We start from the raw sequence: 19,421 nt of genomic DNA, 5'->3' as shown, positions 1-19,421 counted from the left end.
TCCCCGGTGCTGACCGTCCTCGCCTTCGCCCCGCTCGCCGTCGCCCTGCTGCTCCTCGCGCTGCCCCGCCGCACGTCCGACCGGACCGTCCGCGCGATCTGGACGGCGACGACGGTCGCCCTTCTGGCCTTCGTCGTCGTCCTGTGGGCCGGCTACGACGCGGACGGAGGGATGCAGTACGAGACACGGGTGCGGTGGATCCCCGGCGCGGGCGTCGGCTACCACGTCGGTGTCGACGGGCTGTCCCTGCCGATGCTCGGCCTGACCTGCGTGCTGTTCGCGGCCTGCGCCGTACGGTCCTGGCGCGACACCCGCCGGATCCGCGAGTTCGCGGCGCTGTTCCTGTTCCTGGAGACGACGTGCCTGGGTCTGTTCGTCTCGCTGGACCTGATCCTGTTCTTCGTCTTCTTCGATCTGTCCATCGTGGGCATGTACTTCGTCATCGCCGGCTGGGGCCACCGGGACCGTGCCCGCGCGGCACTGATGTTCTTCCTCTACACCTTCCTCGGTTCGCTGGTGCTGCTGCTCGGCTTCATCGGGCTCTATCTGGCCGCCTCCCCGCACACCTTCGACATGGTCGACCTCGCCGCGGCGAACCCCCTCGCCGGACGTGCCGGGTACGCGGGTGCGGTGCTGCTGGCGATCGGCATCGGGCTGGCGGTCAAGACACCGACCGTGCCGTTCCACACCTGGCTCCCGCTCGCGCACACCGAGGCTCCGGCTGCGGGGTCCGCGGTCCTGGCCGGGGTGCTGCTGAAGATGGGCACCTACGGCTTCCTGCGGATCGCCATGCCGATGCTGCCCGATGCCTGGCGCCGCCACGCCACCGTGATCGTCGTCATCGGTGTCGTCTCGATCCTCTACGGAGCACTCGTCGCCCTGGCCCAGACCGACTTCAAGCGGATGATCGCCTACACGTCGGTGAACCACATGGGCTACATCGTCCTCGCCGTCGGCGCGGCCGCCGCGACCGCGGACACCAGCCGGCAGGCCCAGGCGCTCGCGGTGACCGGCGCGGTGACCCAGATGGTCAGTCACGGCCTGCTCACCGGCGCCCTCTTCCTCCTCGCCGGCTCCCTCTACGAACGCGGCCGCACCTACGACATGGACGCGTACTCCGGCATCGCGGCGCGCGCACCGGTGCTCACCGGCATGACGGTTGTCGCCGCCTTCGCCTCCCTCGGACTGCCCGGCTTCTCGGGCTTCATCGCGGAGTTCCAGATCTTCACCGGCAGCCTCGGGCCCCGGCCGCTGGCCACGGCCCTGTCCGTCCTCGGCATCCTGCTGACCGCCGCGCTGTTCCTGCGCGCCCTCCAGAAGATGTTCCTCGGGCCGCTGCGCCTGCCCGACGCACCGGGAGCGGCCCGGCCGTTCGGTGATCTGCGCGCCCACGAGAACACGGCGGTCGTGCCGCTGCTGGCCCTGGCGGTCGTGGTGGGCATCACTCCCGGCTTCCTCCTCGACGTCATCGAACCCGCCTCCCACACGGTGCTGGAGCTGCTGACGCGATGACGGAGATGAACGAGAATCCCGTCGCCATCCTCCCCGAGATCTTCCTGGCCGCCGGGGCCGTACTCGGCCTGCTGCTGGGGGCCTGGCTGCCCCGCTCCCGCCAGTGGATCGTCGGTGCGGTCGCCGGGGCCGTCTGCACCGCGGGCATCGTCGCTGCCGCCGTCGCGGCCTCCGGAAGCCCGACCGCCGTCTTCGGCGAGTCGTTCGCCGTCGACCCGCTCACCGGCGCCTGCCGCGTCGTCATCCTCGGCGGAGGTCTGTTGGTCCTCGCCCTGAGCGTGCGCCCCCTGCACGCCGACCGGCGCGAGGCCGAGTTCTACGTGCTGCTCCAACTCGCCCTGCTGGGGGCGGTGATGCTGGCCGGGGCCCAGGGCCTGCTGCTCCTCGCCGCCGCCTACCTGCTCGCCTCCATCCCCACCTACACCCTCGCCGGCTTCCGCAAGGACGGGCCCGGCACCGAAGCGGCCCTGAAGTACTACGTCATCGGCGCTCTCCTCGGCGTTCTCATGCTCACCGGCGTCACCCTCGTGTATGCCACCGGCCGCGCGACCTCGTACCCCGTCCTGGCCACGGCGCTGGTGGACGCGCCCGAGGCGCTGCTCGCGACGGGGGTACTGGGCGTGCTGGCCGGCCTGCTGTTCAAGGCCGGTGCGGTGCCCGCCCACTTCTGGGTCCCGGACGCGGTGCAGGGCAGCAGTCCACCGGTCGCCGCGCTGCTCGCCACCCTGCCGAAGATCGGCGCTCTCGCCGCCGTCTTCCGCCTCGGGGGCGTGCCCCTGGCGGGCGGTCCCCTGCCGTGGGCGGCGCTGATCGCCGTTCTGGCCGCCGCGTCGATGACCCTGGGCAACCTCGCGGCCTTCTTCCAGAGCAACGTCAAGCGCCTGCTGGCCTATTCGACCATCAGTCAGGTCGGCTATCTGCTGATGCCGGTGGCTGTCGTGACCGCCTCCGACCGTGCCCAGCCGGCGCTGCTGTACTACCTCGCGGCCTACACCGTCACCAACCTCGGGGCGTTCGCCGTGGTCTGCGCTCTGCCCGGGCGGACGACCGTCGACGACTACCGCGGACTGGCGCGTGAACGGCCTCTGTTGGCCGTGAGCCTGGTCGTCTGCCTGCTGGGTCTGGTCGGCACCCCGCCCACGGCCGTCTTTCTCGGCAAGCTCGAGGTGTTCAGCGCCGTCATCGACGGCGGTTACGTCTGGCTCGCCGTGCTGGCCGCGATCAACACGGTCGCGTCCGTCTTCTACTACCTGCGGTGGATCGTCCCCGCGCTGAGCCGTGGTGATCGTCGGACGCCCGAGGCAGGCCGGCAGGCGCACGGCGAGGGAAGCCGCACCGCCCGCACGGTCGCCTGCACCGCGGCCGCCGCCTCGCTCGTACTGGGAGTGATCGGCGGACCGGTGCTGGCCCTGCTGGACGGACCGCTCACACGGTGACCGAACACGAACAGCGACCGACCGCGAACCGGCTCCGCACCCCGGATCGTCCAGCAGCGGCCGCGCCGGGCAGGGCACGTGTCACGCTGCCACCGACTCACGAGCGACTTCCTCGGCGGGCGCGATCGGGCAGTGCTCACCGACATGACCGGCAGCGGTGCGCCAGGCAGCCGTCACGGCCTGGCGCACACGCGCCGACGCCAGGGACGCGTCGCCCGTGAGCCGCAGGGGCGCTCCGACGTGGACATGCAGGGCAGGCCGTCGCACGGGAGCGGTGATCAGGCCCGCGAGCTGCTTCGCCCAGGTGCCGGACGAGAGCCGCCGGGCTCCCACCTGACCGAGCGGCGAGACGAGCGCTCCGGTGTGCTGCGCGAGCCGGGCAACGCCCGTGCGGAACGCGGCGGGAGGTGCTTCACCCGAGCCCTTCCGGGGCGGGATGCCGCCCTCGCCGTAGATGAGGACGATCCGGCCGTCGGCGAGGGCGTCCGCGGCACCGGCCAAGGCGTCGGACGCCCGGGGGCCGTTGCGGTGCACCGGGACGAAGCCCTCGCGGGTGAGCGCCCGGCCGAGTCCCGGGATGCGCCAGAGCCCGGCGGCCGCCAGCACCACGGGCTCGACGCCGAGGCGGTGCAGCGCGGCGAGCACCACGGCCGGGTCGGCGAGGGAGGTGTGGTTCGCGACGACGACACTTCCGGGCGCGAGCCGGGCCTCGGGGTCCGTCGTCACGGTGAGACGGCCGAATGCGGGCACCACGGTCCCGGCGATACGGCTGAGCATGGGCGGACCTCCACAGGCAAGACGACGGGAAGAGATCCTCATCGTCGGCCGCGGGGCAGGCGGGCGCCTGAGCGCTGCTACTCATCTGCGAGTAGGTCGTTCCTGCCGGTCGTAGGGAGGCACGGCAAAGGCCCCGGTGTCCGGGTCGGCTGACCCTGACACCGGGGCCCTGCCCGGTTCAGATCCCCGCGTCGGCGGCTCCTCAGCCGCGGCGGGCGGCGGCGCTGTTCCCGTAGCGGCGCTCGAAGCGCTGTACGCGGCCGGCGGTGTCCATGACGCGCGAGGTGCCCGTGTAGAACGGGTGGCTCGCGGAGGAGGTCTCCACATCGATCAGGGGATACGTGTTGCCGTCCTCCCACTGGATCGTCCGTGCGGAGTCGGCGGTCGAACGCGTCAGGAACGCCACGTCGGCGGCACGGTCACGGAAGACGACCGGACGGGATTCGGGGTGGATACGAGGCTTCATGCGGTGTCCTTCCTGCTGCCGTCCGCCGGCCGTGAAGAACCGGCGGAATGCGTGGTTCAGCGCTCCTCGCGGAACAGGACGTGCTCTCCCGCTGCCGCGTCGAACTTGCGCAGCACGAGGCGGTCGGGATCGTTGAGCCGGTTCTTCCGTGTCACGTACGTGGTACCGGTGCCGGCCGACGACCGGAGCGTGACGACGGGACGTGCGGTGCTGCGGGCCATGAATCCTCCTTGCGCGGAACACCCACCTGAGCTTGTCCCGCTCATGTCAATGTCTGCTTGCTTCAACGGCGGGCCGCCCCGGGGTATTCCCCCCGGGCGAACCCGCCGGTGGGTCAGCCCTGGCGAGCCTTGAAGCGGGGGTCCTTCTTGTTGATGACGAAGGTGACACCCCTCCGTCGGACCACCTGCGCTCCCGGCTTCGACTTCAGGGAACGAAGAGACTTACGAACCTTCACGGCGGTTCCACCTTCCATCGGGCCCCAGGCCGGAAAGCCTGTGCGGATGCGACAACGGGGAACCCACCGCCGCTATTCCTCCGGCGAACCATCGGGCGGCCGGAGCCCCGCTGCCGCGCGGAGGTGCTGAGGCCGCACCGTGCGGAGATACTGCTCCGGTGAGCGGGACAGCGGACGACTCCGGCTTCTCGGGTCAGACGACCGATGCCGGTGAGGTCAACAAGCCCCTGCGGGACTTCCTCCGTACGGAGACGGGCAGTGCCGCCGTACTGCTCGCTGCCGTGGTGGCCGCCCTCGTCTGGGCGAACGTCGATCTGCACGCGTACGAGATGGTGTGGGCCACCGATCTGTCCGTCCGGATCGGCTCGTACGGTCTCTCGCTGGATCTCCACGAATGGATCAACAGCGGACTCATGACGTTCTTCTTCCTCGTCGTGGGCCTGGAGGCGCGGCGCGAGTTCGACGTGGGCGAACTGCGCGACCGGCGCTGGGTGCTGCTGTCCCTCTTCGCCGGCATCTGCGGCATGATCGTGCCGGTTCTCATCTATGTGGCGATCAACAGCGGTCGCGATTCCGTGCACGGCTGGGGTGCGGCGATGTCCACGGACACCGCCTTCGCACTCGGCATCCTCGCGATCCTCGGCTCGCGGCTCCCGGCGTCGCTGCGGGCCTTCATCCTGTCCGTCGCCGTGGTCGACGACCTGATCGCGCTGCTGGTCATCGCCGTCTTCTACAGCGAATCCATCCATCTGCCGGCGCTCGCCGTGGCCGCCGGCGCCATGGTTCTGATCCTCGTGGTCCGCTTCACGGGCTTCGGACGCGGTCCGCTGTACGCGGTGTTCGCCGTGGTCGTCTGGGTGGCACTCCTGACAGCGGGCATCGATCCCGTGGTCACGGGGCTCGCGGTGGGGGCACTCGCCGTCGCCTACCCGGCAGCGCGCAGCGATCTGGAGGCCGCCAGCGGGCTGTTCCGCCGCTTCCGGGAGCAGCCGACGCCGGAACTCGAACGGTCCGTGCGGCGGGGCCTGGCCTCCGCCGTCTCGGTGAACGAGCGCCTGGTGCAGATGTACCACCCCTGGACCAGCTATGTGATCGTGCCGCTGTTCGCCCTGGCCAATGCCGGTATCCCGGTGGGCGCGAGCGAGCTGGCGCGCGCCTTCACCTCCCCCGTGTGCCTCGGCATCCTCGCCGCGTACGTGGTCGGCAAGCTGGTGGGCATCCTCGGCTCCACGGCGCTGGTCACCAAGCTCACCCGTCGCCGGCTGCGCCCGCCGGTCGGCTGGGGCTCGGTCGCCGCGGCCGGCAGCATCGCGGGAGCCGGCTTCACGGTGTCCCTGCTGATCGCCGCGCTGGCCTTCGAGGGCGAGGAACTCGACAACGCCAAGGTCGGCATTCTCGCCACGCTGATCGGCGCTTTCGTCGTCAGCTGGTCGATCACCCTGGTGGTCGGGCTGCTGCCCGCCCACCGTCGCGCCCGCGCCCTGCTCGGAACCACCGAACCCCTCACGGACCTCGCCGTCCCCGTCGACGAGGAACGCGACAGGATGCGCGGCCCACGGGACGCTCCGGTGACCGTCGTCGAGTACGGCGACTTCGAGTGCCCCTACTGCGGCCAGGCGGAACCGGTCGTACGGGAAATGCTCGCGGAGGACGGGGACGTCCGCTATGTGTTCCGGCACCTGCCGCTGACCGATGTGCACCCCAACGCCCAGCTCGCCGCCGAGGCGGTGGAGGCCGCCGGAGCACAGGGGGCGTTCTGGGAGATGCACGACCTGCTCATGGAGCGGCAGGACGCGCTGCGCCCCACCGACCTGGTCCGCTACGCCTCGGAGCTGGGGCTGGACGTGGACGCCTTCCGCCATCACATCAAGCGTCGTCGTGGAGCCGGGCGGATCGCCGATGACGTGGAATCCGCCGATCTGAGCGGTGTGACCGGTACCCCGACGTTCTTCGTCAACGGGCGCCGCCATCAAGGGGCGTACGACATCGCCGGCCTGACGGAGGCCGTCGAACTGGCCCGCCAGCGCTCCCTGCTCACCCCGCCTGCCTGATCCCCGCCCGCCCGGGCCCGCCGGCCGGCCGAAGGCCCGCAGAACGCCCGGTGACCGGGCCCTGAGCGGGTACTCGACAGGCCGGAGCCGCTATCGGTGCAGAGAGGGCAGACCATGACCGACACCTCGTTGAGGGCCGTGGGGTGGGCCCAGTCCTTCCCCGTGTCCGACGGCGTACGGGCAGGACGCGAGTGGGCACGGGAACATCTGGAGGCCCTGGGCTGGACCGCGCGGGCCCCGGAGACGGTGGACGCGGTGCTGCTCACCGTCTCCGAGCTGGTCACCAACGCCCATGTGCACGCCCACAGCGACGCCCAGCTCATCCTGACCTGGGACAGCGAGTGCCTGCACGTCAGCGTCCACGACTCGGACACCGGGGTCCCCACGCCCCGCGAACCCGATGCGACCAGGCCGTCAGGACGAGGGCTCGTGCTGATCGACGCTCTCGCGGATCACTGGGAGACCCGTCCCCAGCCGGGGGGCAAGACCATCACGGCCTGCTTCACCCCGGCCGGCGAGCCGTCGCCGCACCCCGCTCACTGACAGATCTCAGGACAACGCGGGGCTCACTGGTCGGTGAGCAGGCCCGAACGCAATTTGCCCAGGGTGCGCGCCAGCAGCCGTGAGACGTGCATCTGGGAGATGCCCAGTTCCTCGCCGATCTGTGCCTGGGTCAACTCGCCACCGAAACGCATGTCGATGATGGTCCGCTCGCGGTCGTCCAGCCGGTCGAGCAGGGGAGCGAGGGCGTGGAGGTCCTCGAAGAGGTCCATCGCCGGATCGCGTTCACCCATGGTGTCCGCGTAGACACGCCCACCGTCGCCCGCCTCGTCGTCGCTGACACCGGGTGTGTCGATGGAACCCGCGGTGTAGCCGTTGGCGGCGACCAGCCCTTCGAGGACCTCCTCGTCGGTCAGGTCCAGGTGCGCGGCCAGCTCCTTGACGGTGGGGTCGCGGTCCATACGGGTGCAGAGCACTTCCTTGGCCTTGGCCAGGTCGACGCGCAGCTCCTGGAGGCGACGCGGCACGTGCACGGCCCAGGTGGTGTCGCGGAAGTACCGCTTGATCTCGCCCACGATGTAGGGCACGGCGAACGAGGTGAACTCGACCTCGCGGGCCAGCTCGAACCGGTCGATCGCCTTGATCAGCCCGATGGTGCCGACCTGGACGATGTCCTCCATCTCACCGCTGCCGCGGTTGCGGAACCGGCGCGCCGCGAAGCGCACCAGGGACAGGTTCATCTCGATCAGCGTGTTGCGGGCGTACTGGTACTCGTGGGTGCCTTCGTCCAGAGCCTGGAGCCGGGAGAAGAACAGCCGCGACAGCTCCCGGGCGTCCTTGGGGGCGATCTTGCCCGCGTCGTCGATCCGGGGCAGTTCGCCCGTGGCACCCACCACCGCCGGCGGTGCCGACCGATGGGTCGTGCGGGGCGTTCCGCTCACCTGTGTGAATGTCGTCACGACGTCACCTCGGGATAGGGGCCTGTCAGGCACCTGCCCGGACAGAGCTGTCCTACACCGTTGCCGCCCGACAACTTTTGCACCGGATCACAGCGGGCCGGACCGGGACCACCGGAACAAGCCGCCTGAACGGGACCGGCCGGCCCTGGGGATCGGGCCATGAGCAGGGCATGTCCCCGGCCAGATGGACGTCAGGCGCGATGGCTGCCGTAGTACCCGCCGAGCTGCTGGTGATAGCCCAGATCCCCGAGGTGCTTCTCCTTGTCGAACTCCGGAGCGTCCTTGATCTGCTCCTTCGTGCGGTCGACGTGGATCGTCTCGCCCTCGGTGTCGATGCGGGAGACCGTGCCGGCCGGCAGCAGAACCTGCTTGCCGAAGATCCAGACGCCGGTGTCGACGACCAGATAGGCGGAGCCGATGTCGTCGGAGTGCTTGTCGACCTTGCCGACGCTTCCGTCCAACGCCTCGACCTTGTACCCGACCAGGTCGATCCCCGCGATATGCCCGGCCGTCTGCGGGTAACCCCAGATGTTCTCGCTCACGCGCGGCTCCTCGTCTGCGATAGACACCGGCCGCCTGGCCCCTGCCTGGAGCCTCCGGCCCTGACGGACTCCGAGTTCCCCTCCGGGAGCGGGTCACACACCGGGCAGGACACGGCTCGGTGCCGCCGCAACGGGGTCAGGGTCGCCCTGGGGTGGATCGGCGAGAAGGCGGGCCGGCTGAGGTTCAACGGCCGCGTCGCCTCCCGGTCGCCGCTGAGCGACGTCCTGGAGCCGCAGGTCATGAGGCGTACGTCCGTCGCGGCCGATGCGCCGGCCGGCGGGCGCACACGTGCTTGACGCCGGAGCCCGGTCCATCGGCCGCGTCTGAGATGCTGGCGCGGTGTCCCATCCATCGTTCGACGCGGGCCCGATAGCGGCCGACCCTCCGCACCGTACGGAGAACCCGCTGCTCACGCAGTCGTGGCTGGACCTGGCCTTCCTGCACTGGGCCGTGGACCCGGCCGATGTGGCACCGCTGCTCCCCACCGGAACCGTGCCCGACACGCTCGACGGGGTGAGCTACGTCGGGCTCGTCGCCTTCCGTATGCACCGCGTGGGGTGGTTCCGGCTGCCCGGCGTCCCGTATCTGGGGACCTTCCCGGAGACCAATGTCCGGCTCTACTCGGTGGACGAGCACGGACGGCGTGGGGTCGTCTTCCGTTCACTCGACGCCTCGCGGTTCATCCCCGTGGCGGTGGCCCGCGCCCTGTTCCGACTGCCGTACATGTGGTCGCGGATGGCCATCCGTCACACGGACGACACCATCACCTACGACAGCGCCCGGCGGTGGCCGGGGCCTCGCGGCGCGCACAGCAGGATCAGCATCCGCATCAGGGAGAGCATCGAGGCGCCGACCGACCTCGAACACTTCCTCACCGCTCGCTGGGGCATGCACAGCACGTTCTTCGGACGGCAGCTCTACCTGCCCAACACCCACCCCCGGTGGCCGCTGCACCGCGCCGACCTCATCGAGTGCGACGAGTCCCTCATCACGGCCGCCGGGCTCCCGGAACCCGTCGGCGACCCGGTGAGCGTCCTGTACTCGCCCGGGGTCCCCGTACGGTTCGGCCGCCCCGCCCGGCCGGGTGGCATCCCCACTCCCTGACGGCGCCGATCAGGGGTCTTCACCGTCGGCGGCGAGCGCCCTGTTGCGGCGTACGGACGACAGGAACGACGCACCGATCAGCACGACGCCGATCAGTCCGGTGATGATCTCGTTGATCTGGTACTGGATGGTGACCAGCAGGATCACGGCGAGCGCGCCGATCGCGTAGTGCGCGCCGTGCTCCAGGTAGACGTAGTCGTCGAGCGTGCCCTGGCGGACCAGGTAGACGGTCAGCGACCGGACGTACATGGCGCCGATGCCGAGACCCAGCGCCATGAGCACGATGTCGTTGGTGATGGCGAAGGCGCCGATGACACCGTCGAACGAGAACGACGCGTCCAGGACCTCCAGGTAGAGGAACATGAAGAACGCGGCCTTGCCCGCCAGGACCACGGCGGACGGCTCCTGTCCGCTGCGCCGCGCCTTCTCCTCGGCCTCGTGCTCGCGCTCCTCCTCCTCTTCGAGCCTGTCCTCGAAGAACCCGGAGAGTCCGCCCACCACGAGATACGTCACCAGACCCGCGACACCCGCGATGAGCACGGTCTCGCCCTTGTCGACGTGGGTGCCGCCGTGCTGATGGGCGTGGGTCGCAAAGGTGGTGGCGCTGATCAGCAGGACGATCAGGGCGATGCAGACCGACAGCATGTCGATCTTGCCGAGCTTGGCCAGCGGGCGTTCCAGCCAGCCGAGCCATTTGATCTCACGGTCGGTGAAGACGAAGTCGAGGAAGATCATCAGCAGGAACATTCCGCCGAACGCGGCGATCGAGGGATGCGCGTCCGTCACGAGTTCCTGGTAGCGCGGCTTGTCGGTCAGGGCGAGGTGCACCGCGTCGACCGGACTGAGCTGGGCGCTGACGGCGACGATGACGACCGGGAAGATCAGCCGCATACCGAAGACGGCGATCAGCACGCCGACCGTGAGGAAGATCGTCTGCCAGAAGGCGCTCATCTTCTTCAGGATCCCGGCGTTGATCACCGCGTTGTCGAACGACAGCGAGACCTCGAGCACGGTCAGGATCGCCACGACCCCGAGTGCCGTCCAGCCGTCGTAGAACACCGCCAGCACGAGACCGAGGGCGGTGACGCCGAACGACCAGCGAAACGTCTTCCACAGCATCCGCCATCCCCATCAATCGCGTAGGCAGACCGACATCACCCCACCATAGGCACTTCGGTCGCCCCGCGATCAGTTGACGTGCTGCTGCCAGTCAGGAGGCACCGCACCCTGCGGCCCGGGCGTCGGCTGCGCGAGGGGATGGGCGACGGGAGGCGGCAGTTGGGGGCCGCCTTCGTAGTACTGCTCCGTCTCGACGTTCCAGAACCACTCCTCCCCCGGTTCGAAGCTGGTGAGGAACGGGTGCCCCTCCTGCTTCGCGTGCCGCGTGCCGTGCTGCGACGGTGACGAGTCGCAGCAGCCGATGTGGCCGCACGCGGCGCAGCGGCGCAGATGCACCCACCAGCCCGGTCCGTCGCCGGCCAGGCACTCGGCGCACCCCTCGCCGCTGGGCTTCGCCGAGGGGTCGATCCCGGGAATCCGGTCGTCTGCCATGGCGTCTCTCCTCACTCAGCCGGAGGCTGGTTCGGTTCCGGTACCGCCGACGTCCTCGGGCGGCGGACTGTCGTCGTCCGTGGGGGGTGTGATGGGCAGACAGACGCGGAAACGTGTGTCGCCGGGCTGCGAATCGACCCGGATGTCGCCGTGGTGCTTGTTGACGACGATGCGATAGGAGATGTCGAGACCGAGTCCGGTGCCCTCGCCGACCGGTTTGGTGGTGAAGAAGGGCTCGAAGATCCGCGGCCGGACGTCGGCGGGGATGCCGGGGCCGGTGTCGCGGAACTCGACGAACAGCCGGTCGCCCTCGCGCCAGGTGGTGATGGTGAGGGTGCCGCTGCCGTTCATCGCCGAGAGCGCGTTGTCGATGAGGTTCGTCCACACCTGGTTGAGTTCGGCGCCGTACGCCGGGACGGATGGCAGCGTGCGGTCGAACTCCTTCACCACGCGCACACCGGAGGGAACCTTGGCCTGGAGCATCACGAGCGTGGCGTCGAGCAGTTCGTGCACGTCGACGGGCTGCTGGGCGGAGCGGTCGAGCTGCGAGTACTGGCGTGCCGCGTCGACGAGTCCGGAGATACGGCTGACGGCGTCCTCGATCTCGCTCATCAGCAGCTCGGTGTCGACGGTGTAGGTGAGCCACCCCACCGCTGCCTGCCGGTTCTCGTCGCCCAGGTCGTCGGTCGCGTCGGCCAGCCACTCGGGGTCGATACCACCGGCGACGAGGACGGGTGCGATGTCCCAGGGCCGGTCGACCTCGTGGTCCTCCAGCCAGTCGGCCACCTCGTCCTCGGCGTCGGACGACTCGATCGCCGACAGCTTGGGGGCGTTGGTGGCCCGCTGGACGGCCGCGTCCTGCATCTCCACCAGCCGGTGCAGTCGCGTCCCGTCCACCCGGCCGTCGGCGATGAGGGCGAGCTTGTGGCGCATCTTGGTGACCCTGTCGCGCAGGGTGTCCGTGGCCCGGACAGCCGCGGCCGCGGGGTTGTTGAGCTCGTGTGTGAGGCCGGCGGTGAGGGATCCGAGGGCGACCAGCCGTTCGCGTTCCCCGACGATGGTGTTGCTGGCCCGGGTCCCGAAGAAGAGTCCTTCGAGCAGATGCAGCGCCATCGGGAACCAGGTGCGGACGGCGTAGGAGAACTCGTCGGCGGGCAGGACGAAGAGTTCGACGTCGGTGATCGCTTCCAGGGTGTTGGGGTATGCCTGATCGACCCGGTCCCCCATGTAGGCCTGCGTGGCCCCGGCGTAGACGCCCCTCTGGTCGGTGCGGTTGAACTCGACGTCGTCACCGTGGACACGGCGGCCGATCGAGACCGTGCCGCTGAGCAGGACGAAGAAGCAGGTGGCGTCCTCACCCTCGGAGTACACGGGCGAGCCGGCCGGCCGTGTCTCGACGCGGCCGCGTTCGGACAGCCACTGCAACTGCTTGTCGTCGAGCGACTCGAAGAGGAACAGTTCCTGAAGTTCGGCCGGGGTGAGCCCGGTGCGCGGGCCCGGGTCGTTCATGGCGCCTCCAGATAGCGGTGCACCAGGGAGACGGCCATGGCGCCCTCACCCACCGCGGATGCGACCCGTTTGACGGAATCAGCGCGTACGTCACCGGCGGCGAAGACTCCGGGCACGCTGGTTTCGAGGTGGTACGGGTCCCGGGACAGCGGCCAGTGGGCGGGCCTCGCCCCTTCGGTCAGCAGGTCGGGACCGGTGAGCACGAAACCGCGGCCGTCGCGGGCCACGACGCCGTCCAGCCAGTCGGTGGGCGGCTCGGCGCCGATGAAGATGAACAGCCAGGAGGTGTCGGTGGTCACCACGTCCCCGGTCCGGTTGTCGCGCAATGTCAGGCGTTGCAGATGCCTGTCGCCCTCGCCGCCCGTCACTTCGGTGTGCGGATGGACCTCGATGGTGTCGATGGCGCTGATCTGCTGCACGAGGTAGTACGACATGGACCGGATCAAGTCGGCGCCGCGGACGAGGAGATGGACGCGCCGCGCGTAGCGGGAGAAGTAGACGGCGGCCTGGCCGGCGGAGTTGGCGCCGCCGACGATGTACACGTCCTCGCCGGAGCAGTTCGCGGCCTCGAAGGACGCCGAGCCGTAGAAGACGCCCGCTCCGGTGAACTCGTCCAGGCCCTCTCCCTCCAGGCGGCGGTACGACACTCCGGTGGCGAGGACCACCGTGTGCGCACCGATGGAGGTGCCGTCACTGAACCGCAGCACCCGGCCGGCTCCCGCAGCTTCCAGGGCGACCACCTCGCGGGCGCTGAGGATCTCGGCGCCGAAACGGGTGGCCTGGCGGCGGGCCCGGTCGGTGAGCTGCGCCCCGGAGACTCCGTCCGGGAAGCCGAGGTAGTTCTCGATGCGGCTGCTCTGGCCGGCCTGCCCGCCCGTCGCCCTCCGCTCCACGAGGACGGTCCGCAGGCCCTCGGACGCCGCGTAGACGGCGGCCCCGAGGCCGGCGGGGCCTGCACCGATCACCACGACGTCGTAGAAGTCGGAGGCCGGTGTCGTGCTCAGGCCGACCTGGGCGGCGAGCTCGGCCTCGGTCGGCGACTGCAGGGTCTTGCCGTCGGACGTGATCACCAGCGGTACGTCGTCGGCGCTCAGGCCCGCCGCGTCCAGGAGCCGTCTGCCCTCGGGCTCGTCGGCCGCGATCCAGCGGTAGGGGACGAGGTTGCGGGCGAGGAACTCCCGCACCGCGAAGGAGGGCGCCGACCAGCGGTGGCCGACGATCCGGGTCTCCCCCGCCCCTCGTTCGGGAGCGTTCGACCACAGCTCCAGCAGGGAGTCCAGCACCGGGTAGAGGTTCTCCTCCGGAGGGCTCCACGGCTTGAGCAGATAGTGGTCGAGGTCGACGATGTTGATCGCGTCGATGGCGGCCCCCGTGTCGGCGTACGCCGTCAGCAGGACGCGTCTGGCCAGCGGGAAGAGGTCCATCGCCGCTTCCAGGAACTGCACGCCGTTCATCGTCGGCATGCGGTAGTCGGCGATCATCACGGCGAGGGGTTCGCCCCGCAGCTTGACCTCGCGCAGAGCCTCCAGCGCCTCTTCGCCCGACGGTGCCCGGAGCACGCGGTACCGGTCGCCGTACCGGCGACGGAGGTCGCGAGCGATGGCTCGGGAGACTCCTGGATCGTCGTCGACGGTCAGGATGGTCGGCTTCGCCATGCCCACCATCATGCGCCGCACCCCTCACGAATGCGATGTGAATGCCCGACGAGGGCGGATCCGGCGGTCGGGGCGGCGCCCGGTGGAGGCTGCCGCCAGATTTTTCGGCAGATCGTCCGGAGGCTGTCGAAAACGCGGCCCGTGCTTCTACCTACCTGTGAGGGCGCCCCAGGAGGGGCTCCCCGGACAGAGGGAGACCACCATGAAGTACATGCTGCTCATGCAGTTCAGCGCGGACATGCAGGACGCGCTGCCGCCGATCACCACCTGGTCCGCCGACGAGATCAAGGCGCACATGGCCTTCATGAACGAGACCAATCAGCAGCTCACGGCCAGCGGCGAGCTCGTCGACGGCCAGGGACTGGCCATGCCGGAGACGGCCAAGATCGTCCGGGGGCACGGCAGCGGGGCACCGGTGGTGACCGAGGGCCCCTTCCCCGAGACCAAGGAGTTCCTCGCCGGCTACTGGATCGTGGACTGCCCGACCCCCGAGCGTGCCGTCGAGATCGCGGCGGGCGTGTCGGCCGCTCCCGGCCCCGGCGGAGCGCCGCTGAACATGCCGATCGAGGTGCGGCAGGTGATGTCGGCCCCGACGGCCGACCTGTAGGAGGAAGCGGTGGGGCCCTCACCCCGGCCCCACCCGCCGCCCGGCCGATCGACGCCTGCCGACGCCTGCCGACGCCTGTCGACGCTGATCGAGGACAAGGACCACGACGCTGACCGACCTGCCCGAGTCCGTGAGCGACCTGCTGCGCCGCCTGGCGCCGCAGGTCGTCGGCGTACTCACCCGGCGCTACGGCGACTTCGAGACGGCCGAGGACGCGACCCAGGAGGCTCTGCTCGCGGCCACCCACCAGTGGCCGGAGGAAGGGCTGCCGCGCAATCCGCGCGGCTGGCTGATCAAGGTCGCGCAGCGGCGGATGACGGAGCAGGTCAGGAGCGAGCAGGCCCGGCGCCGCCGGGAGGAACTGGTCGCCGCGCAGCACCCGGCGGACCGGCGGACCGCGCCGGCGGCGGACACCGCGCACGGTGCGGACCACGACGACACACTCATGCTGCTCTTTCTGTGCTGCCACCCCGCGCTGTCGCCCGAGGCGGCGATCGCGCTCACGCTGCGTTCCGTCGGGGGTCTGACGACGGGCGAGATCGCCCAGGCGTTCATGGTTCCGGAGCCCACGATGGGCCAGCGGATCAGCAGGGCGAAGCAGCGCATCAAGACGTCGGGGATCCCGTTCCGCATGCCGGACCGCGAGGAGTGGCCGGACCGGCTGGACGCGGTTCTCCAGGTGCTGTACCTGATCTTCAACGAGGGTCACACGAGCAGTGCGGGCCCGGATGTCCGGCGCGTCGAGCTCTCGACCGAGGCGATCCGGCTGACGCGCGCCGTGCGGGCCCAGCTCCCCGACGACGGCGAAGTCACCGGGCTGCTGGCCCTGATGCTTCTGAACGACGCGCGCGGACCGGCGCGGACCGGCCCCGCCGGTGAACTGATCCCCCTGGCGGAACAGGACCGGGGCCTTTGGGACGCGGAGGCGATCACCGAGGGCGTCGCCCTGATCACCGCCGCGCTGCCGCGCGGCCCGGTCGGCCCGTACCAGGTGCAGGCGGCGATCGCCGCGGTGCACGACGAGTCGCCGACCGCCGAGGAGACGGACTGGCCGCAGATCCTCGCGCTGTACGGCGTGCTGGAGCGCATCTCCGCCAACCCGTTCGTCGTACTGAACCGGGCCGTCGCCGCCGCCATGGTGCACGGCCCCGACGCCGGGCTGAAGGTACTGGAGGACCTGGCGTCCGACGCGCGGCTCAAGGACCACCACCGGCTGTACGTGGTGCGCGCCCATCTGCTGCGGATGGCCGGGGACCGGGAGGGGGCCGTGGCGGACTACCGGGCCGCCGCCAACCGGACGGCGAGCCTCCCGGAGCGGCACTACCTCACCATCCAGGCGGCCGAACTCGCGGCGGAGGGCGAGGGCGGGGCCGCGCACTCCTAGGAGCGGACAGGTGCGCGGGCCACTTCTCAGATACTGAAGCGCTCCTTGGCCAGCAGCGGGCGCACCCGTGAGCCGAACCCCCCAGTGATGAACGGCTGTTGCAGCAGACCCGGGCGCAGCTCCTGAGCCAGGGCCGCGGCGATCATGCCCTGGTCGAGTGCCAGGACGAAGTCGCTGACGCGGCCGGTGCGGACGTTCACGGAGTCACGGAAACCGTAGCCGTCGTCGTATGCCCCGAAGTCCCTGTCGATCGCCCGCAGATTGGCGAGGGCGTCCCGTCGGGCGTAGGGCAGGGCCAGGAAGGAGGCGTGCGGGGTGACCACACCGTTGGTGTACGCCGATGCGGGCGGCAGCGGTTCGCCCGGGGTGACGTACGTGCGGTCGGTGTTGGAGGCGTAGCCGTCGGCCTGCATGCCGATGGCGTCGACGCCGTACTCCTGATAGCCGCCCTCCGGCACATTGCACGGCGAGAATCCCCAGTAGCCGTACCGTGCCTCGAAGAGGCCGTGCTCGATGTGGGAGCGGACGAAGCGGTGGTGGGTGATGCCCCAGGACCGCGGTGACCAGGAGGCCTCGGGGACGAAGAGCGGCACCATCAGCGCCTCGAACATCGAGCCACCCCAGGTGGGGACCAGCTTGCGGCCGCGGTAGGTGTAGTGCCCCTGCCAGAGCCGGACACCGTCGACGGTGTCGTACGCACCCTGCGGCATCTGCTCCTGCTCGTGTTCGGGGAGCATGGTGCGCAGCATGTGCCAGTAGTGCTCGCCGGGCAGCGAACCGTCCGCGATGCCGAGGTAACTGGCCATCCGCGGTTCGGTGTTGAGGGCGCCGTAGTGGTGCGGGGTCGGCTCCCCCGTGTCCGTCCAGAAGCCGCCGCGCAGCTGGCCGGGCCCGGCCACCGGGTCGGCGGGGTCGTACGGCGTGTAGAAGTACGACCAGTCCGCGGCGGCGAGGAGCCGGGCGATCCGGCTGCGCAGGCGCGGCTCGGCGGATGCCGCGACGCGCAGTCCGGTGACCAGCCAGGCGTTGTCGACGGAGGAGAGGAAGGGCCGGACCGGGTCTCCGGTGCCGGGCCAGTTCGTCAGGACCGAACCGTCGTGCGCGTCGTACCAGTTGAGCCAGAAGCCGTGATGGCGTTCCAGCTTCTCGACGGAGGCGACGGTTCGGGTGAGGCGGCGGTGCAAGGTGTCACCGTCGATGACGCCCAGGCCGGCCGCGGCGACAGTGGCCCACAGTCCGCATCCGATGTTCGTCGGGGACGTGTTCCGCGAGACGACGGGGCCGCCGGGCCGACCGAGGTCCAGCGTGTCGGCGGCCAGACCGATGTCGGTCGTCATGGCCTCGATCGAGCGGTAGGTGTCGCGGAACCAGCGGCGCAGCAGCGCCGATTCGGACTCGGTCCGGCCGGCGGCGGTGGCGCTTCCGGCCGAGGGCAGGGAGAGGGCGGCGGCCCCTGCGGTGGTGGCTGCGAGGAACGAACGACGGTCCATGCGGATCCGGCTCCTGAAGTCTGGGGACTGGGAGAGGTGGCTGTTCGTGCAGGCGTGTCGGGTCGGTCGGGCGGCGGACGGGCCCGGGAGGGGGGAGCGGGGGACGGGCGGATGTCAGGGTCCGCCCGTCCCCGGTCCGTACCGGGCGGTGCTGCCCGGTGGCGCGGCGTCCGGCAGGGGGTGCCGGTGCGATGTCAGCGGTGGATGCGAGTGGGCCGTTCAGCCTTCGCCGCGCGGGAGTTCGCGGCTGCGCCCGAGCCCACCGAGCCAGACCGCGGACGGTTTGGCGGTACGCGCGAACGTCTCGGGGTCGACGGCGATCAGGCCGAAGGTGGGCCGGTACGAGCCCCATTCGTAGTTGTCGAGTGCGCTCCAGGCGAGATAGCCCTGGATGTCGAGGCCGTCCTCGATCGCCCGCGCCACTTCGTTCAGCGCGCCGGTCAGGTAGTCGACGCGGCGCGTGTCGTCGGCCGTGGCGATGCCGTTCTCGGTGACGACGAGCGGCACGTCGCCGACGATGTCGGCGGTGTGACGCAGCGCGTGTCCGACGGCCGCCGGATAGTACTCCCACTGGGTGAGCGTGCGTTCGGCGTCCTCGGGGGCGGGGATCGGTCCGTCGGCTCCGATGCGCGTACGGGTGTAGGACTGCACGCCGACCCAGTCGTCGTCCCGCGCGGCCTCCAGGAAGACGTCCTCGCGCGGGTGCCGGTAGGCCGCCGTGACCTCTTCGGCGCCGGGCAGGGCCTGGTAGACCTGGTTGGCGATCGTCCAGCCGACTTTGATCTGCGGATTGAGGGCCCGGACCTCCTTGACGGCGGCGCGGTGGGCCTCGATGACCGCGCAGGTCGTCTCCTCGTCGGGGGTGGGCAGTCCGGCCGGCGGGAAGCCCACGTCGCCCGCCTTGGCCGCTCCCGCCATCACGGCGATCATGTTGGGCTCGTTGATGGTGCACACGTACGGCACACCCTCGGCGATCACCGGCGCCGTCGCGGCGACGTAGCGGGCGAACAGGGCGACGGCTCCCTCGGCGGTCCAGCCGCCCCGCTCGTCGAACCACCGCGGGACCGTGAAGTGGTGCAGCGTGACCATCGGGCGCAGCCCGCGGGCGATCGCACCGTCCACCATGCGCCGGTAATGCGCGAGTTCGGCGCGCGAGAAATGGCCGGGCGCCGGTTCGATCCGGGCCCATTCGATGCTGAACCGGTAGTCGGTGAACCCGAGTCCGGCCAGCAGGTCCATGTCCTCGTCCCAGCGGTGGTAGCTGTCGCAGGCGTCGAGGCTGGGCTCCTCGATGTGGGAGGTACCGCTGTGCTCCCTGTGCCACCAGTCGCTGTTGGTGTTGTTGCCCTCGATCTGGTGGGCGGCGGTGGACGCGCCCCACAGGAAGCCGTCGGGGAAGGGGGTCGTGCTGTGCGTCAT

At 70.4% G+C, this 19,421-nt stretch carries 19 protein-coding genes; 7 read left to right on the top strand and 12 right to left on the bottom strand.

The features are described 5' to 3' along the window. The first annotated feature begins 6 nt into the window (after positions 1-6). The gene (locus ACFWU3_RS18100) at positions 7-1,512 is read left to right on the top strand and encodes a NuoM family protein (protein ID WP_384437987.1); all 1,506 of its coding nucleotides are present in this window, start codon (positions 7-9) and stop codon (positions 1,510-1,512) included. Beyond that, on the top strand, positions 1,509-2,948 hold the full coding sequence (locus tag ACFWU3_RS18095) for an NADH-quinone oxidoreductase subunit N (RefSeq protein WP_384437984.1): 1,440 nt from the start codon (positions 1,509-1,511) through the stop codon (positions 2,946-2,948). The genes ACFWU3_RS18100 and ACFWU3_RS18095 overlap by 4 nt, the downstream gene beginning before the upstream one ends. An 81-nt stretch (positions 2,949-3,029) precedes the next feature. Here ACFWU3_RS18095 and ACFWU3_RS18090 read toward each other — a convergent pair whose 3' ends face one another. From ACFWU3_RS18090 to ykgO, 4 genes are all read right to left on the bottom strand, one after another. Further along, on the bottom strand, positions 3,030-3,725 hold the full coding sequence (locus ACFWU3_RS18090) for a lysophospholipid acyltransferase family protein (protein ID WP_384437981.1): 696 nt from the start codon (positions 3,723-3,725) through the stop codon (positions 3,030-3,032). A gap of 202 nt (positions 3,726-3,927) precedes the next feature. After that, the gene (locus ACFWU3_RS18085; RefSeq protein WP_328862641.1) at positions 3,928-4,191 is read right to left on the bottom strand and encodes a type B 50S ribosomal protein L31; all 264 of its coding nucleotides are present in this window, start codon (positions 4,189-4,191) and stop codon (positions 3,928-3,930) included. Positions 4,192-4,247: 56 nt separating this feature from the next. Next, positions 4,248-4,412: a 50S ribosomal protein L33 gene (gene rpmG, locus ACFWU3_RS18080; protein ID WP_313942455.1), complete on the bottom strand. Its 165-nt coding sequence runs from the start codon at positions 4,410-4,412 to the stop codon at positions 4,248-4,250. A 113-nt stretch (positions 4,413-4,525) separates the two neighbouring features. Continuing rightward, the gene (gene ykgO / locus ACFWU3_RS18075) at positions 4,526-4,648 is read right to left on the bottom strand and encodes a type B 50S ribosomal protein L36 (RefSeq protein ID WP_028801377.1); all 123 of its coding nucleotides are present in this window, start codon (positions 4,646-4,648) and stop codon (positions 4,526-4,528) included. Between the two features lie 158 nt (positions 4,649-4,806). Between ykgO and ACFWU3_RS18070 the strand changes: the two genes are divergently transcribed. Together ACFWU3_RS18070 and ACFWU3_RS18065 are read left to right on the top strand one after the other, a co-directional pair. Then, entirely contained in the window at positions 4,807-6,699 is a 1,893-nt protein-coding gene (locus tag ACFWU3_RS18070; protein ID WP_384437976.1) for a Na+/H+ antiporter NhaA, read from the top strand. Between the two features lie 114 nt (positions 6,700-6,813). Further along, positions 6,814-7,242, top strand: a complete 429-nt coding sequence (locus tag ACFWU3_RS18065; protein ID WP_384437973.1) for an ATP-binding protein — start codon at positions 6,814-6,816, stop codon at positions 7,240-7,242. A 23-nt stretch (positions 7,243-7,265) separates the two neighbouring features. Here ACFWU3_RS18065 and ACFWU3_RS18060 read toward each other — a convergent pair whose 3' ends face one another. Further along, positions 7,266-8,096 carry a SigB/SigF/SigG family RNA polymerase sigma factor gene (locus tag ACFWU3_RS18060; protein ID WP_384438083.1) on the bottom strand — a complete coding sequence of 277 codons (831 nt, stop codon included), beginning with the start codon at positions 8,094-8,096 and terminating at the stop codon, positions 7,266-7,268. Between the two features lie 254 nt (positions 8,097-8,350). After that, positions 8,351-8,701 (bottom strand): PRC-barrel domain-containing protein, encoded by a 351-nt coding sequence (locus tag ACFWU3_RS18055; protein WP_384437970.1) that lies wholly within the window; start codon positions 8,699-8,701, stop codon positions 8,351-8,353. A gap of 340 nt (positions 8,702-9,041) precedes the next feature. On the opposite strand from ACFWU3_RS18055, the gene ACFWU3_RS18050 reads away from it, so the two are divergent. Beyond that, the gene (locus ACFWU3_RS18050) at positions 9,042-9,806 is read left to right on the top strand and encodes a YqjF family protein (protein WP_384437968.1); all 765 of its coding nucleotides are present in this window, start codon (positions 9,042-9,044) and stop codon (positions 9,804-9,806) included. A 9-nt stretch (positions 9,807-9,815) separates the two neighbouring features. On the opposite strand, the gene ACFWU3_RS18045 is transcribed toward ACFWU3_RS18050, so the two are convergent. The 4 genes from ACFWU3_RS18045 to ACFWU3_RS18030 all read right to left on the bottom strand — a co-directional run bounded on the left by ACFWU3_RS18045 (position 9,816) and on the right by ACFWU3_RS18030 (position 14,521). After that, positions 9,816-10,925, bottom strand: coding sequence for a DUF475 domain-containing protein (locus tag ACFWU3_RS18045; RefSeq protein WP_384437965.1), 1,110 nt, complete (start codon positions 10,923-10,925; stop codon positions 9,816-9,818). 69 nt (positions 10,926-10,994) lie between these two features. Beyond that, positions 10,995-11,357 carry a UBP-type zinc finger domain-containing protein gene (locus tag ACFWU3_RS18040; RefSeq protein ID WP_384437962.1) on the bottom strand — a complete coding sequence of 121 codons (363 nt, stop codon included), beginning with the start codon at positions 11,355-11,357 and terminating at the stop codon, positions 10,995-10,997. Between the two features lie 15 nt (positions 11,358-11,372). Further along, positions 11,373-12,866 (bottom strand): ATP-binding protein, encoded by a 1,494-nt coding sequence (locus ACFWU3_RS18035; protein ID WP_384437959.1) that lies wholly within the window; start codon positions 12,864-12,866, stop codon positions 11,373-11,375. Beyond that, positions 12,863-14,521: an FAD-dependent oxidoreductase gene (locus tag ACFWU3_RS18030; protein WP_384437956.1), complete on the bottom strand. Its 1,659-nt coding sequence runs from the start codon at positions 14,519-14,521 to the stop codon at positions 12,863-12,865. The genes ACFWU3_RS18035 and ACFWU3_RS18030 overlap by 4 nt, the downstream gene beginning before the upstream one ends. Positions 14,522-14,723: 202 nt before the next feature. On the opposite strand from ACFWU3_RS18030, the gene ACFWU3_RS18025 reads away from it, so the two are divergent. Both ACFWU3_RS18025 and ACFWU3_RS18020 read left to right on the top strand, forming a co-directional pair. Next, on the top strand, positions 14,724-15,128 hold the full coding sequence (locus tag ACFWU3_RS18025; protein WP_384437952.1) for a YciI family protein: 405 nt from the start codon (positions 14,724-14,726) through the stop codon (positions 15,126-15,128). Between the two features lie 130 nt (positions 15,129-15,258). Beyond that, complete coding sequence (locus ACFWU3_RS18020) at positions 15,259-16,512, top strand: RNA polymerase sigma factor (RefSeq protein ID WP_384437949.1); 1,254 nt, start codon at positions 15,259-15,261, stop codon at positions 16,510-16,512. A gap of 26 nt (positions 16,513-16,538) precedes the next feature. On the opposite strand, the gene ACFWU3_RS18015 is transcribed toward ACFWU3_RS18020, so the two are convergent. Further along, the gene (locus ACFWU3_RS18015; protein ID WP_384437946.1) at positions 16,539-18,002 is read right to left on the bottom strand and encodes a glucoamylase family protein; all 1,464 of its coding nucleotides are present in this window, start codon (positions 18,000-18,002) and stop codon (positions 16,539-16,541) included. A gap of 219 nt (positions 18,003-18,221) precedes the next feature. After that, positions 18,222-19,421, bottom strand: a complete 1,200-nt coding sequence (locus ACFWU3_RS18010) for a glycoside hydrolase family 1 protein (RefSeq protein ID WP_384437943.1) — start codon at positions 19,419-19,421, stop codon at positions 18,222-18,224.

Source organism: Streptomyces sp. NPDC058685, from assembly GCF_042714725.1.
Classification (GTDB): Bacteria; Actinomycetota; Actinomycetes; order Streptomycetales; family Streptomycetaceae; genus Streptomyces.
Note: the sequence above shows the minus strand (reverse complement) of the source record. Positions and strands in the feature narration are given on the sequence as shown.

Coding starts and splice junctions, on each gene's coding strand:
- ACFWU3_RS18095 (WP_384437984.1), top strand. CDS start 1,509: ATGACGGAGATGAACGAGAATCCCGTCGCCATCCTCCCCGAGATCTTC.
- ACFWU3_RS18090 (WP_384437981.1), bottom strand. CDS start 3,725: ATGCTCAGCCGTATCGCCGGGACCGTGGTGCCCGCATTCGGCCGTCTC.
- ACFWU3_RS18085 (WP_328862641.1), bottom strand. CDS start 4,191: ATGAAGCCTCGTATCCACCCCGAATCCCGTCCGGTCGTCTTCCGTGAC.
- rpmG (WP_313942455.1), bottom strand. CDS start 4,412: ATGGCCCGCAGCACCGCACGTCCCGTCGTCACGCTCCGGTCGTCGGCC.
- ACFWU3_RS18065 (WP_384437973.1), top strand. CDS start 6,814: ATGACCGACACCTCGTTGAGGGCCGTGGGGTGGGCCCAGTCCTTCCCC.
- ACFWU3_RS18045 (WP_384437965.1), bottom strand. CDS start 10,925: ATGCTGTGGAAGACGTTTCGCTGGTCGTTCGGCGTCACCGCCCTCGGT.
- ACFWU3_RS18040 (WP_384437962.1), bottom strand. CDS start 11,357: ATGGCAGACGACCGGATTCCCGGGATCGACCCCTCGGCGAAGCCCAGC.
- ACFWU3_RS18035 (WP_384437959.1), bottom strand. CDS start 12,866: ATGAACGACCCGGGCCCGCGCACCGGGCTCACCCCGGCCGAACTTCAG.
- ACFWU3_RS18030 (WP_384437956.1), bottom strand. CDS start 14,521: ATGGCGAAGCCGACCATCCTGACCGTCGACGACGATCCAGGAGTCTCC.
- ACFWU3_RS18025 (WP_384437952.1), top strand. CDS start 14,724: ATGAAGTACATGCTGCTCATGCAGTTCAGCGCGGACATGCAGGACGCG.
- ACFWU3_RS18015 (WP_384437946.1), bottom strand. CDS start 18,002: ATGGACCGTCGTTCGTTCCTCGCAGCCACCACCGCAGGGGCCGCCGCC.
- ACFWU3_RS18010 (WP_384437943.1), bottom strand. CDS start 19,421: ATGACGCACAGCACGACCCCCTTCCCCGACGGCTTCCTGTGGGGCGCG.